This is a genomic window from Blautia parvula (genome assembly GCF_020215665.1).
Lineage (GTDB): Bacteria > Bacillota > Clostridia > Lachnospirales > Lachnospiraceae > Blautia > Blautia celeris.
On record NZ_CP084061.1, the window covers coordinates 250642 to 268587 of the forward strand.

At 48.2% G+C, this 17946-nt stretch carries 15 protein-coding genes and 1 tRNA gene; 12 read left to right on the plus strand and 4 right to left on the minus strand.

All coding sequences use genetic code 11. The features are described from left to right. Positions 1-118 precede the first annotated feature (118 nt). The 4 genes from LC508_RS01300 to LC508_RS01315 all read right to left on the minus strand — a co-directional run bounded on the left by LC508_RS01300 (position 119) and on the right by LC508_RS01315 (position 5007). Complete coding sequence (locus LC508_RS01300; protein ID WP_033143489.1) at positions 119-1807, minus strand: [FeFe] hydrogenase, group A; 1689 nt, start codon at positions 1805-1807, stop codon at positions 119-121. 12 nt (positions 1808-1819) lie between these two features. Then, positions 1820-3694: an NADH-ubiquinone oxidoreductase-F iron-sulfur binding region domain-containing protein gene (locus tag LC508_RS01305; RefSeq protein ID WP_103731467.1), complete on the minus strand. Its 1875-nt coding sequence runs from the start codon at positions 3692-3694 to the stop codon at positions 1820-1822. Beyond that, on the minus strand, positions 3691-4170 hold the full coding sequence (locus LC508_RS01310; RefSeq protein ID WP_033143487.1) for an NADH-quinone oxidoreductase subunit NuoE family protein: 480 nt from the start codon (positions 4168-4170) through the stop codon (positions 3691-3693). Before LC508_RS01310 ends, LC508_RS01305 begins: the two co-directional genes overlap by 4 nt. Before the next feature lie 285 nt (positions 4171-4455). Next, entirely contained in the window at positions 4456-5007 is a 552-nt protein-coding gene (locus LC508_RS01315) for a helix-turn-helix domain-containing protein (protein ID WP_033143486.1), read from the minus strand. Positions 5008-5262: 255 nt separating this feature from the next. On the opposite strand from LC508_RS01315, the gene LC508_RS01320 reads away from it, so the two are divergent. From LC508_RS01320 to LC508_RS01375, 12 genes are all read left to right on the plus strand, one after another. Continuing rightward, entirely contained in the window at positions 5263-5844 is a 582-nt protein-coding gene (locus LC508_RS01320) for a LysE family transporter (RefSeq protein ID WP_054352365.1), read from the plus strand. Between the two features lie 277 nt (positions 5845-6121). Further along, positions 6122-7615, plus strand: coding sequence for an IMP dehydrogenase (locus tag LC508_RS01325; RefSeq protein WP_054352366.1), 1494 nt, complete (start codon positions 6122-6124; stop codon positions 7613-7615). A gap of 150 nt (positions 7616-7765) precedes the next feature. Beyond that, a complete protein-coding gene (gene glgB, locus LC508_RS01330) occupies positions 7766-10990 on the plus strand; it encodes a 1,4-alpha-glucan branching protein GlgB (protein ID WP_118594047.1) in 3225 nt (1074 codons plus the stop codon). 11 nt (positions 10991-11001) lie between these two features. Continuing rightward, positions 11002-11889, plus strand: coding sequence for a mechanosensitive ion channel family protein (locus LC508_RS01335; protein ID WP_103731890.1), 888 nt, complete (start codon positions 11002-11004; stop codon positions 11887-11889). Beyond that, positions 11886-12584, plus strand: a complete 699-nt coding sequence (locus tag LC508_RS01340; RefSeq protein ID WP_054352369.1) for a GerMN domain-containing protein — start codon at positions 11886-11888, stop codon at positions 12582-12584. The genes LC508_RS01335 and LC508_RS01340 overlap by 4 nt, the downstream gene beginning before the upstream one ends. 65 nt (positions 12585-12649) lie before the next feature. After that, positions 12650-13738 carry an oxidoreductase gene (locus LC508_RS01345; protein WP_033143480.1) on the plus strand — a complete coding sequence of 363 codons (1089 nt, stop codon included), beginning with the start codon at positions 12650-12652 and terminating at the stop codon, positions 13736-13738. A gap of 82 nt (positions 13739-13820) precedes the next feature. Beyond that, complete coding sequence (gene bilS, locus LC508_RS01350; protein ID WP_033143479.1) at positions 13821-14345, plus strand: flavodoxin family protein BilS; 525 nt, start codon at positions 13821-13823, stop codon at positions 14343-14345. Between the two features lie 5 nt (positions 14346-14350). Beyond that, positions 14351-14758 (plus strand): zinc ribbon domain-containing protein, encoded by a 408-nt coding sequence (locus LC508_RS01355; protein ID WP_033143478.1) that lies wholly within the window; start codon positions 14351-14353, stop codon positions 14756-14758. Positions 14759-14804: 46 nt separating this feature from the next. Further along, positions 14805-14877, plus strand: a tRNA-Thr gene (locus LC508_RS01360). Positions 14878-15149: 272 nt separating this feature from the next. Next, positions 15150-16286 carry an ABC transporter ATP-binding protein gene (locus LC508_RS01365; protein ID WP_225305295.1) on the plus strand — a complete coding sequence of 379 codons (1137 nt, stop codon included), beginning with the start codon at positions 15150-15152 and terminating at the stop codon, positions 16284-16286. Between the two features lie 2 nt (positions 16287-16288). Continuing rightward, positions 16289-17146 (plus strand): ABC transporter permease, encoded by an 858-nt coding sequence (locus tag LC508_RS01370; protein ID WP_033143477.1) that lies wholly within the window; start codon positions 16289-16291, stop codon positions 17144-17146. Further along, entirely contained in the window at positions 17143-17943 is an 801-nt protein-coding gene (locus LC508_RS01375) for an ABC transporter permease (protein ID WP_033143476.1), read from the plus strand. The genes LC508_RS01370 and LC508_RS01375 overlap by 4 nt, the downstream gene beginning before the upstream one ends. Positions 17944-17946: the final 3 nt, after the last annotated feature.

Consider the following 17946-nt stretch of genomic DNA (forward strand, 5'->3'; position numbering starts at 1 on the left):
TTCTGATATAACAGGAAAAAGGACATGCTGATGACCCAAAAAACGTTGTCAGCATGTCCTTTTTTTGCTGCTGTGAAACCTTTCCGGATCTCACAGCAGCCATTTTTATACAGCAGCTTTAATAGCTGTCATTGTGCAGCAGTTCGTGCTCTTTTCCTTTTAACAGAGTATCATACAGAGACATAACCAGCGGGTTCTCATCCGCCTTGCGGATACTGGTCACATTGTCTGCTTTGTAGAGGCCGTCTTTTCTGGCCGCTTTTGTGCGGTCTCCGGCTCTCGGCGGCTGTCCGCCTCCCATGATACATCCGCGGCGGCATGCCATAATCTCCACAATGTGGTAGTGGGCTTCGCCGCTCTTGATCTTTTCCATAACCTTCTGTGCATTGGCCAGGCCGCTGGCAACACATACATTCAGCGGAATACCTTTGTAGGTGACAGAGAATTCCTTGATACCCTCTTCACCGCGGGCACCTGTCTCAGCTACGGTATCCATGGTTGCCTTGTCGTGTTTGTCTGCAAAACGGCGGAGCATGGCTTCTGTCACACCGCCGGTTACGCCGAAGATAACACCGGCGCCGGAACCAAAGCCGAATGGCATGTCGCAGGCTTCCGGAATCAGAGTCGGGAACTCAATGCCGGAGTTTTTGATCATACGGATCAATTCTGTTGTTGTGATGACAATATCCGTGTTCTGCTCTCCGTGGGTAAAGCTGTTTGGACGGATGGCCTCCATCTTCTTGGCTGTACACGGCATGATGGACACAACAACGGTCTTCTTGCCCTGGTTTTTCTCATATCCCCTGTAGTATTCCTTGATGACTGCGGAGAACATTTCCTGAGGAGAACGGCAGGTAGAAAGATTGTCTTTGTATTCCGGATACTGGTCACAGAGGAATTTCACCCATGCCGGACAGCAGGAGGTGAAAAGAGGAAGCTTGGAACTGTCTCCCAGACGCTCCAGGAATTCCTTGGATTCTTCCATGATGGTTAAGTCCGCACTGAACGCGGTATCGTAAACTTCATCAAATCCCATGCGGTGCAGAACGGCTACCAGTTTGCCCATAACACTGTTTCCCTTGTCCAGGCCAAAGGCATCGCCGACTGCCACACGTACGGCAGGCGCTACCTGAGCCACAACTCTTGTATTCGGATCAGCAATCGCTTCCCATACTTCGTCCATATGGGTCTTGATGCTGATCGCGCCGGTAGGACAGTAAATACGGCACTGACCGCAGCTTACGCAGTCGGTCTCTGCCAGAGTCTTGTTAAAGGCCGGCATTGCCATGGCGTCTGTTCCTCGGAACGCGAAGCCTAAGACGCCCAGTCCCTGAATCTCGGAACAGGCACGCACACAGTCGCCGCAGAGAATACATTTGTTGGGGTCCCTGACAATGGAGGGAGAGCTGGTATCCAGCGGACGGATTTCCCTTGTGTTCTGGAAACGCACATCCGTAATATTCATTCTGTGGGCCAGATCCTGCAGTACGCACTCGCCGCTCTTTACACAGGTGGTACAGTCACGGCAGTGGGCGGAGAGCAGAAGCTCCACAATCAGTTTTCTGTATTTTTTGATCCTTCCGGAATTGGTATAGATGACCATTCCATCTCTGGGAACCTCTGAGCAGGAGGCAAAGGTACGTCCCCTGTCATCCTCCACAGTACAGAGCCGGCAGGCGCCGAAGGTGGAAACCTCAGAGTGATAGCAGAGTGTCGGAAGATTGATCCCGGCTTTCCGGATGACGGAAAGCACATTTTTTTCGTCGGTAAATTCAACTTTTCTACCGTCAATCGTCATAAATCCCATATTAAAACCCTCCTATGCTTCCACGTAAATGGCATCAAAGGCACAGTTGTCTTTGCAGGCACCGCACTTGATACACAATTCGTTGTCAATATTATAAGCTTGCTTGCGCACACCGGTGATGGCACCAACCGGGCAGTTCTTGGCACATTTACCGCAGCCTTTACAGAACTCAGGATTGATGACAAAGCGGCGCATAGCAGTACAGCATTTGGCAGCGCATTTGTGGTCTAAAATGTGCTCCTCATACTCATTTCGGAAGGTCTTTAATGTGCTGATAACAGGAAGCGGAGCACTCTTTCCGAGTCCGCACAGAGCCATATTCTTAACCATGGCTGCCAGCTCTTCCAGGGTATCCAGATCCTCGATGACGCCTTTGCCGTCTACGATGCGTTCCAGGATCTCCAGCATACGTTTGGTTCCTTCACGGCAGGGAACACACTTTCCGCAGGATTCCCTCTGGGTAAAGCTCATGAAGAAACGGGCAACCTCTACCATACAGGTGTTCTCGTCCATGACAACCAGTCCGCCGGAACCCATGATGGCATCGTATTTTTTTACACTGTCAAAATCCAGACCTACATCCAGATGCTCCGCCGTAAGACATCCGCCGGAGGGACCGCCGATCTGTACGGCTTTGAATTCTCCGCCTCCCTTGATGCCGCCGCCGATATCATAGATCATCTCGCGCAGGGTAGTTCCCATGGGAACCTCAATGAGGCCTGTGTTCTCAATGGAGCCGGTGATGGAGAAGGTCTTCGTTCCGGGACTTCCCTCTGTTCCGATGGTGCGGAACCAGTCAGCACCCTTCATGACGATACCGGGCACATTGGCGAAGGTCTCCACATTGTTCAGGACTGTGGGTTTGGCCCAGAGTCCCTGGTCTACGGTTCTTGGCGGTTTAACACGGGGCATACCTCTGTCACCTTCGATGGAAGCGGTCAGGGCAGAACCTTCACCGCAGACGAATGCACCGGCACCGCGGTTGATATGCATATGGAAGCAGAAATCTGTTCCCAGAATGTTATCTCCGAGCAGGCCCTTTTCCTCAGCCTGTGCAATGGCGTGGGTGAGCCGCTCTACAGAGAGGGGGTATTCCGCACGTACATAGATATAACCGTCCTGTGCATTCACTGCATAGGCGGCTATGGTCATACCTTCGATCAGACGGTAGGGGTCACCTTCCATAACGCTTCCATCCATGAATGCGCCCGGGTCACCCTCGTCGCCGTTACAGACAACATAGTGTTCTTTTACATCTGTGTGGGCAGCTACCTGTTTCCATTTCTTTCCGGTGGGGAATCCGCCGCCGCCTCTTCCGCGCAGGCCGGATTTGTCCACTTCGTCGATGACATCTCTCGGAGACATGTCAAAGATGGCTTTTGACAGGGCACTGTAACCGCCGGATGCTATGTATTCGTCCAGAGACTCCGCGTCAAAACGTCCGCAGTTTTCCAGAGTGATCCTGGTCTGCTTTGCAATGAAGGGGATGTCATCCGGTGTGGGGAAGGAGTCCTCGCCTTTTTTGTAGAACAGGCGTTCCACAGGTTCTTTGTTCAGGACTGTGCGTTTGAAGATCTCTTCACAGTCGTCCATCTGAACCTTTACATATTGATAATGCAGGGGCTCGATTCTCATCAGGGGTCCCAGTTCGCAGATACCCTGGCAGCCTGTCTTCACAACTCCGATGTGAGGAACATGGCCGTCAAATTCTACGGAAACACCGGGCATGTCTTTACAGAGTTCCTGCATTTTTTCGTAGATTTTCTGTGAGCCGGTAGCAACACAGCCGGTTCCGGCGCAGATCAGGATACGGCATTCATAAGAATCAATCTGTTTTTGTGCAGCCTCCTGCTCTCTTTTCAGAGCCTCTCTGTTTTCGATAATCATACGCTATCACCTCTCAATTCTGTGAGTAATTCCAATGCTTTTTCCGGCGTCATAGTGGGGTGTACTTCATTGTTCACGGTGAGTGTAGGAGCCAGCCCGCAGGCACCCAGGCAGGAAACAGTCTCCACAGTGAAAAGCATATCGTCTGTGGTATGTTTTTTCTTGCTCAGGCCCAGCTCTTTTTGAAGGGCTTCCAGAATGGGCATGGATTTGCGGACATGGCAGGCAGTTCCGTCACAGACTTTGATAATGTATTTTCCCTTGGGTTCAAAGGAAAAGTTTTCGTAAAATGTGGCAACACTGTAGGCTTTGGCCTCTTTTACCCCAATCTCTTTTGCCACGTAGGTCAGTAGTTCGCCTGGCAGATAACGGTATTCTGCCTGAATGTCCTGCATGATGGGAATCAGTGCACTTGGCTTGCGGCCGTAATGGCTGATGATTTCGTCCGTCTTCTGGTAGTAGCTCTTGTCAAGCATTCAGATACCTCCTTTAGATTTAATCATTCATGACAACAGTAAATTCACCGCAGGTGATTTCTGTTGCCTACAGTACACTTCCGCATGTGCTTTGGGTATTTTTGCACATATACCTGTTCCCCTAATTATATAATGCCGGGAGGAAATACACAATAAATATTTTGAAAAAAACACGGAAATATACAAATTGGTTAATGGTAATATCCGCGTCAGCGCATATTTTATATTTTGCAGCGGCAGGATGTTCGGATGATCCAAATACGGAATGTCTTTCAGGCTGCTCCGTCAGGGATTAAAAAGGATCATATGCAGTATTGCGGTCTCATTGCCGGTATTTTTATAGGAATGGACAGTATCGGCCCTAAATCGTATGCTTTCGCCCTTTTCGACCATAAATCTCTGGCTGTCAGCATGAATTTCGATTTTGCCCGAGAAGACAGTGATAAATTCAGTGGTTCCCTTTAAGTGCGGTTCGGATTCCCAATAACTCCCCTGGTCTAATTCCAGATAATAGACTGCAAATCTACGGTTCTCGTTATCCGGGAAAAGGGAGTAGTTTTTTACTTTTCCGTCATCTTCAAGCAATGGCTGCACTTCAGATGTTTTTACGATCTCATATGGACTCTTTGGGCGAACGGTCAATGCGTCAAATGGTACTTTCATTCCATTTGAAATTTTCCATAATGTAGAAAGCGTCGGGTTTCCGTCACCGCGTTCGATCTGCGCAAGCATACTCTTACTGACACCGCTTAATTTTGCAAGCTCGTCCATGCTTAATTTCTTTTCTTCACGCAATCGTTTAATATTTTTAGCAACTATTGTATTCATTGAATCCATGATATGGTTCTCCTCTCTTGACAATATAATGCACATGATGTATTATTATATCGTACTAGTGCGATATAATAACTGTTTTGTATCATTATACGATTTCAGCTTGGGCTTGTAAAGAGGAAAGGAGATATGTCTATGATTCTAAATCTTGAAGAAGAAGGTGAAATGTTCAAAGAATACAACAAAGGTGACTGCTCAAAATGCTGTGAGGTTCTTCTGCGGACATACGGTAGAAATGAGCAATAGAAAGGATGCATTATGTTCCGTTTATACGATTTTCTGATTTATTGTTTTATTACGGCTTACACACCGGGTGCCAACAATCTGCTTTCCATGAGTAATGCCATACGGCTGGGATTTCGCCGAAGCATTCGCTTTAACTTGGGCATACTGGCCGGATTTGCAGTCGTTATGTCTGTTTGCACCGTCTTCAGCGCAACACTCTATTCCTTTCTTCCTAAGGTAAAGATGGTCATGCAGATCCTGGGCGCTGCTTATATGCTGTACCTTGCATGGAAGGTCTGGAAGAGTTCTGCGGAGGTAAATACGGAAGGCGGGAAGGAGGCTGGTTTTATTTCCGGCATGGTACTGCAATTTATCAATCCTAAAATTTACATTTACGCAATCACGGCAATGTCGCTTTATATCCTGCCGGTTTATCATTCCGGCACGGCACTGGCCGGATTTACTGCCGTACTGTCTCTGATCGGTGCTTCCGGTTCTTTTATATGGGCGCTTTTCGGGGCGGCATTTTGTAAATTCTTCTCCAGACATACGAAGCTGGTAAACGCTGTTATGGCTCTTTTACTTATTTACTGCGCTGTTTCTTTGTTTCTTTGATCCTTTGTCCGTGGTCCCGATGAGCAAATATCCGTGAAGAGGAAGAGATGCGAAAAGGTTAAAACGGAGCGGCAAAATGCAGTGTGGCAGGGGCACCGGACGGAGGGAAAAGAGTGCGCCTGTTTTCATTGACAAAGAAGAACTGCCTGTGCTAGTATCAAACATAACCAGTTACCCTTTGGGCATTCCCAGGCGCCGGGAAGCCGCAGGATTTTTGAAAAGGTAACGAAATACGAATTGCAGTCGGAAAACCAGCAGTCAGAAAAGGAGAATTGACATGGCATTTTATTATGAGGAGCCGTCCAGAACATTTAGCGAATATCTTCTGATTCCGGGGTATTCGTCCACACATTGTGTGCCGTCCAAAGTGGATCTGAAAACACCTCTGGTGAAATACAAAAAAGGGGAGGAACCGGCACTGACTATCAACATTCCCATGGTCTCTGCAATCATGCAGTCTGTCTCAGATGACAATCTGGCCGTAGCCCTTGCCCAGGAGGGCGGTATTTCCTTTATCTACGGTTCCCAGCCGGTTGAAAAGCAGGCGGAGATGGTGGAAAAGGTAAAACGTTACCGTGCCGGTTTCGTGGTCAGTGACTCTAACGTGTCGCCGGAGATGACCCTTCAGGATGTGCTTCGTCTTACGGAACAGACGGGCCACTCTACCATAGCTGTCACGGAGGATGGTTCACCGGGGGGAAAGCTGCTCGGCATTGTCACCAATAAGGATTACCGGGTAAGCCGCATGAACCTGGACTTAAAGGTAAAAGAATTTATGACAAAACTGGACGACCTTGTATATGCAGACGAGGAGACGACTCTGAAGGAGGCCAATGACATCATCTGGGAGCACAAGATAAACTGTCTGCCTCTTGTGAATAAGAACCGGGAACTGGTGTATCTTGTTTTCAGGAAGGATTACGATACACACAAGAAAAATGAAAATGAACTGATTGACAGCCATAAGCGCTACATGGTAGGGGCAGGAATCAACACCAGGGATTACGAGACGCGTGTTCCGGCACTGATCGGGGCGGGAGCCGATATTCTGTGTATTGACAGCTCGGAAGGCTTTTCAGAGTGGCAGAAGATCACGATTGACTATATCAGGAAAAATTATGGAAATGATGTAAAGGTAGGTGCCGGAAATGTGGTGGACGCGGAAGGATTCCGCTTCCTGGCTGAGGCAGGGGCTGACTTTGTCAAGGTGGGAATCGGCGGCGGTGCTATCTGTATTACCCGCGAACAGAAAGGCATCGGCAGAGGACAGGCCACTGCATTGATCGAGGTGGCAAAGGCCAGGGATGCGTATTTTGAAGAGACGGGAATCTATATTCCCATCTGCTCTGACGGCGGAATCGTCCACGATTATCATATTACCCTGGCGCTGGCTATGGGTGCTGACTTTATTATGCTGGGAAGGTATTTTGCCAGATTTGACGAAAGCCCTACCAAGAAGGTTAATATCAACGGCAGCTATATGAAGGAATACTGGGGTGAGGGCAGCGCGCGGGCCAGAAACTGGCAGCGGTATGATATGGGAGGCGAGAAAAAACTTTCTTTTGAGGAAGGTGTGGATTCTCTGGTACCCTATGCAGGAAGTCTGAAGGATAATGTAAACCTGACTCTGAGCAAGGTCCGCTCTACTATGTGCAACTGCGGAGCGCTCACCATTCCGGAGCTTCAGGAAAAAGCTAAGATCACACTGGTTTCCGCTACAAGTATTGTTGAGGGCGGCGCACATGATGTGTTGCTGCGGGATCAGAGATAAATTTATGAGACAGATTCTGTAAAAGAGGGGGTTCTGATGACGGAACCTGCTTTTGCGGAATCTGTTTTTTTCTGGTATCGCGCGCCGTTTTCATCCAAGGTTTACTTTTTAACGCTTTAATGATAAAATGTAACAAAAGGAGGGTGTTTTATGTCTGACAAATTATATGAATTGATGGATTGGCCGGAAATAGAGGCTGTTGTATATTCTGAGGAAAGCGAACCGCGCCGTATTTTGGGACCGAGAGTGACAGAAGACGGTATTTTGATCCAGTGTTTTGTGCCGGGCGCTGTGCAGGCAAGAATTCTGCTCACAAAGGAAAAAGAGACTTACGATATGGTCATGGAGGATGAGGCAGGCTTTTTCGCTGTGCTGATTCCGGGAAATAAAATACCGAAATATAAAGTGGAAATCCAGGATGGGGAAGGAAACAAAAAACAGTTTTATGATCCCTATGCTTTTACATCTAAAATCAGCCTTGACGAGGAACAGCAGTTCTGTGCAGGCATCTGTTATGATATCTATGAAAAACTGGGCGCGCATACCATGACGATCAATGGTGTGTCCGGTGTGTATTTTGCAGTCTGGGCACCGAATGCGATTCGTGTTTCCGTGGTTGGTGATTTTAACCACTGGGATGGCAGGGCGCATCAGATGAACCGCCTGGCTGTGTCAGGGATTTTTGAGATATTTATACCCGGGATCAAACCGGGCGCCTTATATAAATATGAGATCAAGGCAAAAGGTTCCCTGGTATACTTAAAGGCAGATCCCTACGGAAACCAGGCGGAGCTGCGTCCGAAAACAGCCTCCATAGTAGCAGATCTGAACCATTACCGTTGGCAGGATGACCAGTGGTTAAAAGACAGGAAACGTGTCAATGACGAGAAGAAGCCCATGCTGGTCTATGAGATGCATCTCGGTTCCTGGATAAAACCTGAGGAAGAGGGAAAACTGTTCTGTAATTACCGGGATATCGCGCCAAAGCTTGCTGAGTATTTAAAGGATATGGGTTACACACATGTGGAGCTTATGCCGGTTATGGAACATCCCTTTGACGCCTCCTGGGGATATCAGGTGACAGGATATTATGCGCCTACCAGCAGATACGGCACCTGTGAGGATTTTATGTATTTCATGGATTATCTGCATCAGCAGGGCATCGGTGTGATCCTTGACTGGGTACCGGCACATTTTCCGAAAGATACCCCGGGACTTCCGAATTTTGACGGCACCTGTCTGTATGAGCATTTAGACCCGAGACAGGGTATGCATCCCCATTGGGGAACACTGATCTACAATTACGGAAGGCCGCAGGTTAGAAATTTCCTTATTTCCAATGCACTTTTCTGGGTAGAGAAATTCCATGCAGATGGTATCCGTATGGACGCGGTGGCTTCCATGCTGTATCTGGATTACGGAAAGAATGACGGGGAATGGGTTCCAAACATTTACGGCGGCAATGAGAATCTGGAAGCCATAGAATTTTTAAAACATTTGAATTCCATTTTTAAGAAGAGACATCCGGATGCACTTCTCATAGCAGAGGAATCCACGGCATGGCCTAAGATCACGGGCAGCATTGAGGATGACGGCCTGGGCTTTGATATGAAGTGGAATATGGGCTGGATGAATGACTTTATTGACTATATGAAAAAGGATCCGCTGTTCAGAGGCGGTGCCCACGATGAGCTTACATTCAGTATGGTGTATGCCTACAGTGAAAAGTTCCTTTTAAGTCTGTCACACGATGAGGTGGTGCATTTAAAAGGCTCCCTTCTTATGAAAATGCCGGGTGACAAGGAGCAGAAGTTCGCGAATCTCCGTGCTGCCTATGGATTTATGGCTGTTCATCCCGGCAAGAAGCTGTTGTTCATGGGACAGGAGTTTGCCCAGGAGAGAGAGTGGTCTGAGGAGAGAAGCCTTGACTGGGAGCTTCTGGAACAGCCGGATCATCAGCAGTTTAAAAATTATGTGAAGGCACTCTGGAACTTCTATAAGGAACAGCCGGCTCTGTATGAGATGGATTACGATACAGAGGGATTTGAGTGGATCAACCACATGGAATCCGAGAAAAATATGCTGACCTTTATCAGGAAGACGAAAAAGAAAGAGGAGCTGCTGGTGATCGTGTGCAATTTCTCACCTCTTTCGTACGAAAAATACCAGATGGGCGTTCCGTATCCGGGCAAATATAAAGAAATCTTCAACAGTGATGCCGCAGAATTCGGCGGAACCGGCGTGAGAAATGCCAGAGCAAAATCCTCCAAACGGGCAGAGCATGACGAGAGAAAGAATTCTATCGTTATTGATGTTGCGCCGTTGTCTGTACAGATATTCTCCTACATAAAAGAGGAGAAAAAGACGACAGCAAAGACCGGTGCAAAGAAAACCGTGAAGGAGACAACGTCTGCAAAATCTGCGGAAAAGGGTAAAACCAGGGCTGCCAGAGCAGAAAAGGCTGCTGAGAGCCGGGAAAATCCTGCAGTTTCAAAAGTCCGGGCAGAGTTAGAGCAGAAGATCGAAGAAGAGCGTAAAAAGGAGCTGGAGCAGCAGGCGCTGAGTATCGCGGCGGCAGCAGAGGCTGTCAAAGCGGATGCGGTATCCAAAAAGGAGACAGGAACAGGCGCCGAGGCGGAAAACACCGGGACGAATGCAAAGAGCAGTAAGGCTGAGGCAGGAAAGAACGACAAGGCGCTGACAGCAAAAGCCGGGGCTAAAAAAACAGCATCCAAGAAGACAGCAGGAACAAGAGCAAAAAAGGCGGCAGCCAAAACGGGAACAGAGAAGGCAGCCGGGGCTAAGGCTAAAAAAGCTGCAGTCGGGACAGCGGCTGAGAAAGTAGAAGTGAAAGCGGAAGCTGAAAAAACCATGGCAAAGCCGGAGAATGAGAAGATAGAGGCAAAGCCGGAAGCTAAAAAGATAGAGGCAAAGCCAGACGCTAAAAAGATAGCGGCAAAGCCGGAAGCTGAAAAAATAGAGGCAAAGCCAGACGCTAAAAAGATAGCAGCAAAGCCGGAAGCTGAAAAAATAGAGGCAAAGCCAGACGCTAAAAAGATAGAGGCAAAGCCGGACGCGGAGAAGATAGAAGCGAGGCCGGAAGCTAAAAAGATAGAGGCAAAGCCGGACGCGGAGAAGATAGAAGCCAAGCCGGAAGCTAAAAAGATAGCGGCAAAGCCGGATGCAGAGAAGATAGAAGCGAAGCCGGAAGCTGAAAAGATAGCAGCAAAACCGGAAGCGGAGAAGATAGAAGCCAAGCCGGAAGCTGAAAAGATAACAGCAAAGCCAGAGGCCGAGAAAATAGCAGCAAAACCGGAAGCCGGCAAAACAGCTTCCAAAAAGGGAACAACGAGAAAGACGACCGGAAAAAAATAAGGATGAACTAAATGACAGGAATTTTGGCAAAAAGCATTAACCTAGAAAAAATCTGGAACCACATCAGTGCCCAGATTCCCGCTGTGGAAGCTTTCGCATGGAAAGTGATCCTGGCGATCGTCATCTATTTTATAGCCAGCAAGGTGATCGTCAAGATATGTGCCTTTATACGGGCAGCCATGAACAAAGCAGGTGCAGACACCGGCGTAATCCAGTTTTTGACTTCTTTTGTAAAAACGGCCCTGTATTTCCTGCTGATCGTAAGTATTGCGGTCCGTTTTGGAATTAAGGAATCCTCCATTGCGGCATTACTGGCATCCGGAGGTGTAGCGATTGGTCTGGCACTGCAGGGCGGTCTGTCAAACCTGGCAGGCGGAGTGATCATTATGCTTCTAAGGCCCTTTACAGTGGGAGACTACATTATAGAGAACACCAACAGCCAGGAAGGGACCGTGGTGAAAATTGATCTGTTTTATACCACACTCTCTACCGTGGACAACAGAAGGATTACCATACCAAACGGAAACATTACCAATTCCAGCATTGTGAATGTGACATCTCAGGACAAGCGGAAACTGGAGATCAAGGTGATGATCGGCTACCAGTCGGATCTGAAAAAGGCTAAAGGAATACTGGAAACGCTGCTCCATGCAGATCCTGCCATTATGTCGGAGCAGGAGATGCTGGTGTTTGTGGATGAACTGGCAGATGATGGTGTGATCCTGGGACTCCGGGCATGGGTGAAGACAGAAGACTACTGGCCTGCAAAATGGAGGCTGAACGAGGAGATTAAACTGACATTTGACGAGGAAGACATTGATATTCCATATCCGCAGCTTGATGTGCATATCAAGTCCGGATTGCCGGAAACTTTCGGCAGAGAGGAGCGCAGCCTATGAAACACAGAAAAATATGTCTTGCCATCCTGCTGGGCGCTGTCCTGATATTTGGCGCGGCCGGATGCAGCAATGCCAAGGATACAGACGCGAAAACCCAGACAGAGGCAAAAGAAGAGCAAAAGGACAGCGGCCAGGAAAACAAAGAAACCTCAGATAAGGAGTCAAAAAAAGAGGACACCAAGACAGATAAGAAAGAAAATACGGAAGCAAAAGAGAATCCGGATGAGACAGCAAAGAAAGACACAGAAAAAGATGCGGATAAGAACAGTGCTGATACACAGGAACCTGAGGAGGAGAACACCCCGGTCCAGGCAGGCCAGGCTTTTATCTATGTTCCCGATGACAATGCAGAGGGCTGGAATGTCAATCAGGTAGAGATTGCACAGGTGACAGCAGATGCCCTGATTGGCCAGCTTGTGGGCGCCGGCGTTCTGACGGACAGCATTACAGTCCAGAATTTTGAGGAGACAGAGGAGGAGGGGCAGTATGTCCTGAAACTGGATCTGTCCTCCAATTTTAAAGACAGTGTCCGTTCCATGGGGACTGCCGGAGAGATTCTTACCATTGGTGCAGTGGTCAATTCTTTTCTGGACACCTTTCAGGCGGAAGCAATCCAGATTACCGTGGACGGTGGTACACTGGAGACAGGCCACGAGGTTTATGAGGGCTATATGACACATATGGATTATCAGTAACTACAGGTGCAGCGCCGGGGATATTCCGGCTGCTGCATTTTCAGATTGGATGGGAGTGGTTGGCTATGAAAAAACTATTTGAACCATTACAGATAAAAAATGTGCAGATAAAAAACAGAATTTGTTTTCCGCCGGTGGTATGCTATGCCTGGGGTTCCCGGGACGGCTATGTGTCACCGGAAAATGTGGAACATTACAGAAATGTGGCAAAAGGACAGACCGGCCTGATCATACAGGAGGCTACCTGTGTGGATAAGAACGGAAAGCTTGCCGAAAATCAGCTGGGCATCTGGGAGGACGGCCAGATCCAGGGACTTTCCCGGATCGTGGACGCAGTACACGGGGAAGGATGCCCCATCTTTATCCAGATCCATCATGCCGGTGTCTCAGGTCTGGATGGTGAGCTTGCCTGTCCCAGTGACTACAGCTTCTATAAAGATGGGGTCAAAAAAACAGGAAAAGAACTGACAACCGAGGAAATACATAAGATTCAGCAGGAATTTACAGACGCGGCAGTCCGTGCCTGGAAAGCAGGCTATGACGGTGTGGAACTGCACGGATGCCATCAGTACCTGATGTGTGAATTTTTTAACCGCTGGGTGAACCGCAGGCAGGACGCATACGGGGAACACGGAGAACGGTTCGCAGTGGAAATCCTGCGGGCCATTAGGGAAAGGGTGCCGGAGGATTTTGTGGTGGGAATCCGTCTGGGCGGATTTGAGCCAAGGCTGGAGGACGGAATCCGGCATGCCAGGATACTGGAAAAGGAGGGCATAGATTTTATTGATGTGTCCTATGGCTTTTCCGGTGAAGATGACCCGAAAGCACCGGTGGATTTTCCATATGAAAAATGTATCTACGCGGCAGCGGAGATCAAGCGTGCCGTGTCCGTTCCTGTATTTGCGGTAAATGGTATCACAAGCCCACAGATGGCCCAGGACGTATTGGAGCGCACCGATGTGGATATGATCGACATTGCGCGGGGGATCATTGTGAATTATAATTGGGCTAAAGATGCCATAGAAGGCCGGGATACAGGGAAATGTCTGCACTGCAGGCGCTGTCTGTGGTGCGAGAATCCGGAAACCTGTGCCGGCAGAAAAGTCCTTAAGAAAAATCTGAGAAGAAAAAAGGAATTTATAGACAATTTATAATTTTTAAGAGTCAGGAAATATCTATTTGTCTGTCATCGTGCTATTATTAATATATCGTAAAAATGAGAGAGGATGATACCACATGAAGACGCAGGTATTGTATAAGAGCAGAACGGGCAACACGGAAAAGCTGGCAAAGGCCATATTTGCAGCAGTTCCGGGCTCGGATAAGGACATTGCCCGGCTGGACGGGCAGACAGACTATGATATGGCGGACATTTATTTTATCGGTTTCTGGACAGACAGAGGAAGCGCCAGCGTAGAAGTGCTGGATTATCTGGGCTCCCTGCAGGGAAAGAAGATCGCATTGTTCGGCACCTGCGGAATGGGAGAAAGCCCGGAGTATTTTAAGAAGATTGAGGAGAACATCCGGGTTTTCATAGAGGATGACAATGAATATCTGGGCGCATTTATCTGCCAGGGCAAAATGCCGATTCAGGTCAGGGAAAAATACAACCGTATGAGAAACGGGGATAATGACAGGCAGATTGACACCATGATACGGAATTTTGATATGGCCATGCTGCATCCTGATATGGATGATCTGGAGCATGCGGCACAGTTTGTGAGCAAAATATATGAATCATTAGAGAAGGATGGGAATTAAGAATCATGAAAGAAAAATTTGCAAGGTTTATGGCAGGACGCTACGGCACAGACAGGCTGAACCAGTTTATGCTGATCGTACTTCTGGTCTGTGCTGTCATCAATATGTTCATCAGAAATGGATATGTTTCCATGCTGCTGACTTCCTGGGAGATTCTGCTGATCGTTTTTATTTACATCAGAATGTTTTCAAGAAATCTCACGAAACGTTATGCTGAGAATCAGAAGTATCTGGCTGTGGAGAACAAGGTACGCCATTTTTTCGGACAGAAAAAATATATCCAGCAGCAGAGAAAGGATTACCACATTTATTCCTGCCCAAACTGCAAGCAGAAGATTCGTATTCCGAAGGGAAAAGGCAAGGTAAGCGTGCGCTGTCCAAAATGTGGGACAGAATTTGTAAAAAATAGTTGAAATTTTCTCAAAATCGTGTATAATATCACTTGTGTGTGAAACACAAGCTGGAATAGCTCAGTCGGTAGAGCACTTCACTCGTAATGAAGGGGTCGTGAGTTCGAGTCTCATTTCCAGCTTTTCAGAATCCCGCAGATATGCGGGATTCTTTGTCTTTTCAGAGCTAAAAGCGCAAGGTCCTATAGCAGGACTTTACGCTTTCTTTGTTTTTCAGCGGGTTACACATTCGCCAATACTGCTCACAGCCAGCCGATATTTTAATAACAGAGAATAAAATGGATAAAATACATCTGAATTGCCCGCCGGGAATTGACAACGCCGAACATTTGTGCCATTATATACCAGAGATAGTTTAACAAATAACAATGTTAAGATTAGAAAAGGACACTACATGAACGATATACGACACCTGCAAGAAACTCCCGCGGATTCTGCAGTGGCAGATGCGGGAAAAGAGACGTTACTGGAACTTAAGGGGATAAGCAAGAGCTTCGGGACCACAGACGTGCTCAAAGATATTGACCTTTCGATAGAAAGAGGAGAATTCATCACATTCTTAGGCGCTTCCGGCTGCGGAAAAACCACAACTCTGCGTATCATTGCCGGGCTGGAAATGCCGGACAAAGGCCAGGTGATTCTGGAAGGCCGGGATGTGACCATGCTGGAACCCCATCAGAGGGATGTGAATACAGTGTTTCAGAATTATGCCCTGTTTCCCCATATGAATGTGGAGGCAAACATCGGCTATGGCCTGAGAATCCGTAAGGTTCCAAAAAATGAAATCAGGGAAAAAGTAAAGAAAATGCTGGATCTGGTTCAGCTCTCCGGCTATGAAAAGCGTATGCCATCAGAACTGTCAGGCGGGCAGAAGCAGAGGGTTGCCATTGCCCGCTCCCTGATCAACAGCCCAAAACTCCTGCTTTTGGATGAGCCTCTGGGCGCCCTTGATCTGAAGCTCAGAAGGGCTATGCAGACAGAGCTGAAGCGGCTTCAGAAGAAGCTGGGCATTACCTTCCTGTACATAACACATGACCAGGAGGAGGCAATCAACATGTCAGACCGTATTGTGGTCATGCGTGACGGTCAGTTTGAACAGATCGGTACCCCGGATGAGATCTATAACCGCCCGAAGACCAGCTATGTGGCTGACTTTGTGGGCAATGCCAATATAATCTCCGGTGTTGTGGAGCATATAGGGGAGGAGCTTACGGATATCCGGGTGAACAACTGCCTTATCACAGCAGGGACGGCGGACGGCCTGAAAAAAGGCGGCAGGGCTGTGGTAGCTGTGAGAAGGGAAAATATCAAAGTCTGCCGCGAGTGTAAAAAAGGCCTTCCTGCAGTGATAACCGATAAATCCTTTAATGCAGGACAGCTCCACATGGCCTTTAAACTGGAGGACGGCAGGGAAGTGGTTGCCAGCCATTACGGCATAGATACAGATCTGACGGTGGACCAGAAGGTCTGTGTGGGATGGGAGCCGCAGCACGCTGTCTTTGTGGATCTGGAAGATACACAGGAGGCGTGAGGATGGAGAAAAAGAAAAGATCAGGACTGTTTCTGACGGTTGCACCCCTCTATATCTTCACCCTTGTCTTTGTGGCAGGACCGCTGCTCTACATGATAGCCCTGAGCTTTGCCACAAACAGTGACGGATGGGGGACCCTGTGGAAATTTACCCTGGAAAATTATAAGAAGATCGCAGATCCTGTTTACCTGAAGAGCTTTTCCCAGTCCTTCCAGCTTGCGTTTACCAGCACCATCTGTATCACGCTGCTGGGATATCCCTTTGGCTATTTTATGGCAAAACAGTCGGCAAAATGGAAGAAGAGGATCATGCTGCTGATCATGGTGCCTTTCTGGACCAGTTCCCTGATCCGTATGTACGGATGGATCATCCTGCTCCAGGCAAAAGGCGTGTTCAATACGCTGCTTGTGAAGCTGGGCATCATTGAGGAACCGCTGAAAATCCTCTACTCCTATCCTGCAGTTGTCATTGGCATGATTTACGCGCTGCTGCCTTTTATGGTGCTCTCCGTGTATTCCAGCGTGGAAAAAATGGACTGGTCTTTGGTGGAGGCTGCAAGAGATCTGGGGGCCAGCCGGGCCAAGGCATTTTTGACGATTACGCTGAAGCTGACGCTGCCCGGACTTTTGACGGGTGTGATCCTGTCCTTTGTGCCGTCCATGGGACTGTTTTTCATTGCGGATATTCTGGGCGGAAATAAAATCGTTCTGGTGGGCAGTGTGATCCAGGATCAGCTCACAAGAGGAAGCAACTGGCCCTTTGCGGCAGCGCTTGCCGTGGTACTTATGGTCCTGACTTCCATTATGATTTATCTGTACCGGAAAATTACCCACGTGAAAGATTTGGAGGGATTCTTTTGAGAAAAAAACATAAGCTGTCAGGCATTTATCTGGCCGTCCTGCTGCTCGTCATGTATCTCCCCATTGTGATGGTGGTGATATTTTCCTTTAATGAGTCCAAGCTCACAGCCAGCTTTACAGGATTTTCCCTGAAATGGTATGAAACACTCTGGCATGACAGAGATATTAAGGAAGCGCTGTTCAACAGCATACTTCTGGGCGTTATAAGCTGCGCCATCTCTGCAGTCATCGGAACTCTGGGTGCTGTGGGCATGGCCCGGGCGGATTATAAGACAAAAGGCATGATGGAGTATCTGTCCACAGTTCCCATCATGATACCCGAGATCATTCTGGGCATGGTATTTCTTGCCTTTTTCTCCTTATTAAACCTGCCTTTTGGTATGACAACCCTGGTAATTGCACATACTACTTTTTGTATCCCCTATATATTTATGATGGTAAAGGCCAGGCTTGTGGGAATTGACCGGTCTTTGGAGGAGGCAGCCCGGGATTTGGGCGCATCCCAGATCAGGACGTTCTTTGACATAACGCTGCCGCTCATTATGCCGGCGGTTCTGTCCGGAAGTCTGCTGGCGTTTGCCATGTCTTTTGATGATGTGGTCATCAGTATTTTTGTAAACGGTCCAAGGCTCAATACGCTTCCGGTAAAGGTTTACACCCAGCTTAAGACAGGGGTGACACCGGAGATCAATGCGCTTTGTACCATAATTTTAGCGGCCATCGTACTGGTTCTCGGCATTTCTTCCCTGGTGCAGAAACGGCAGGAACGCAGGCGGGGAGAACTTTCAGAAAGATGAGGT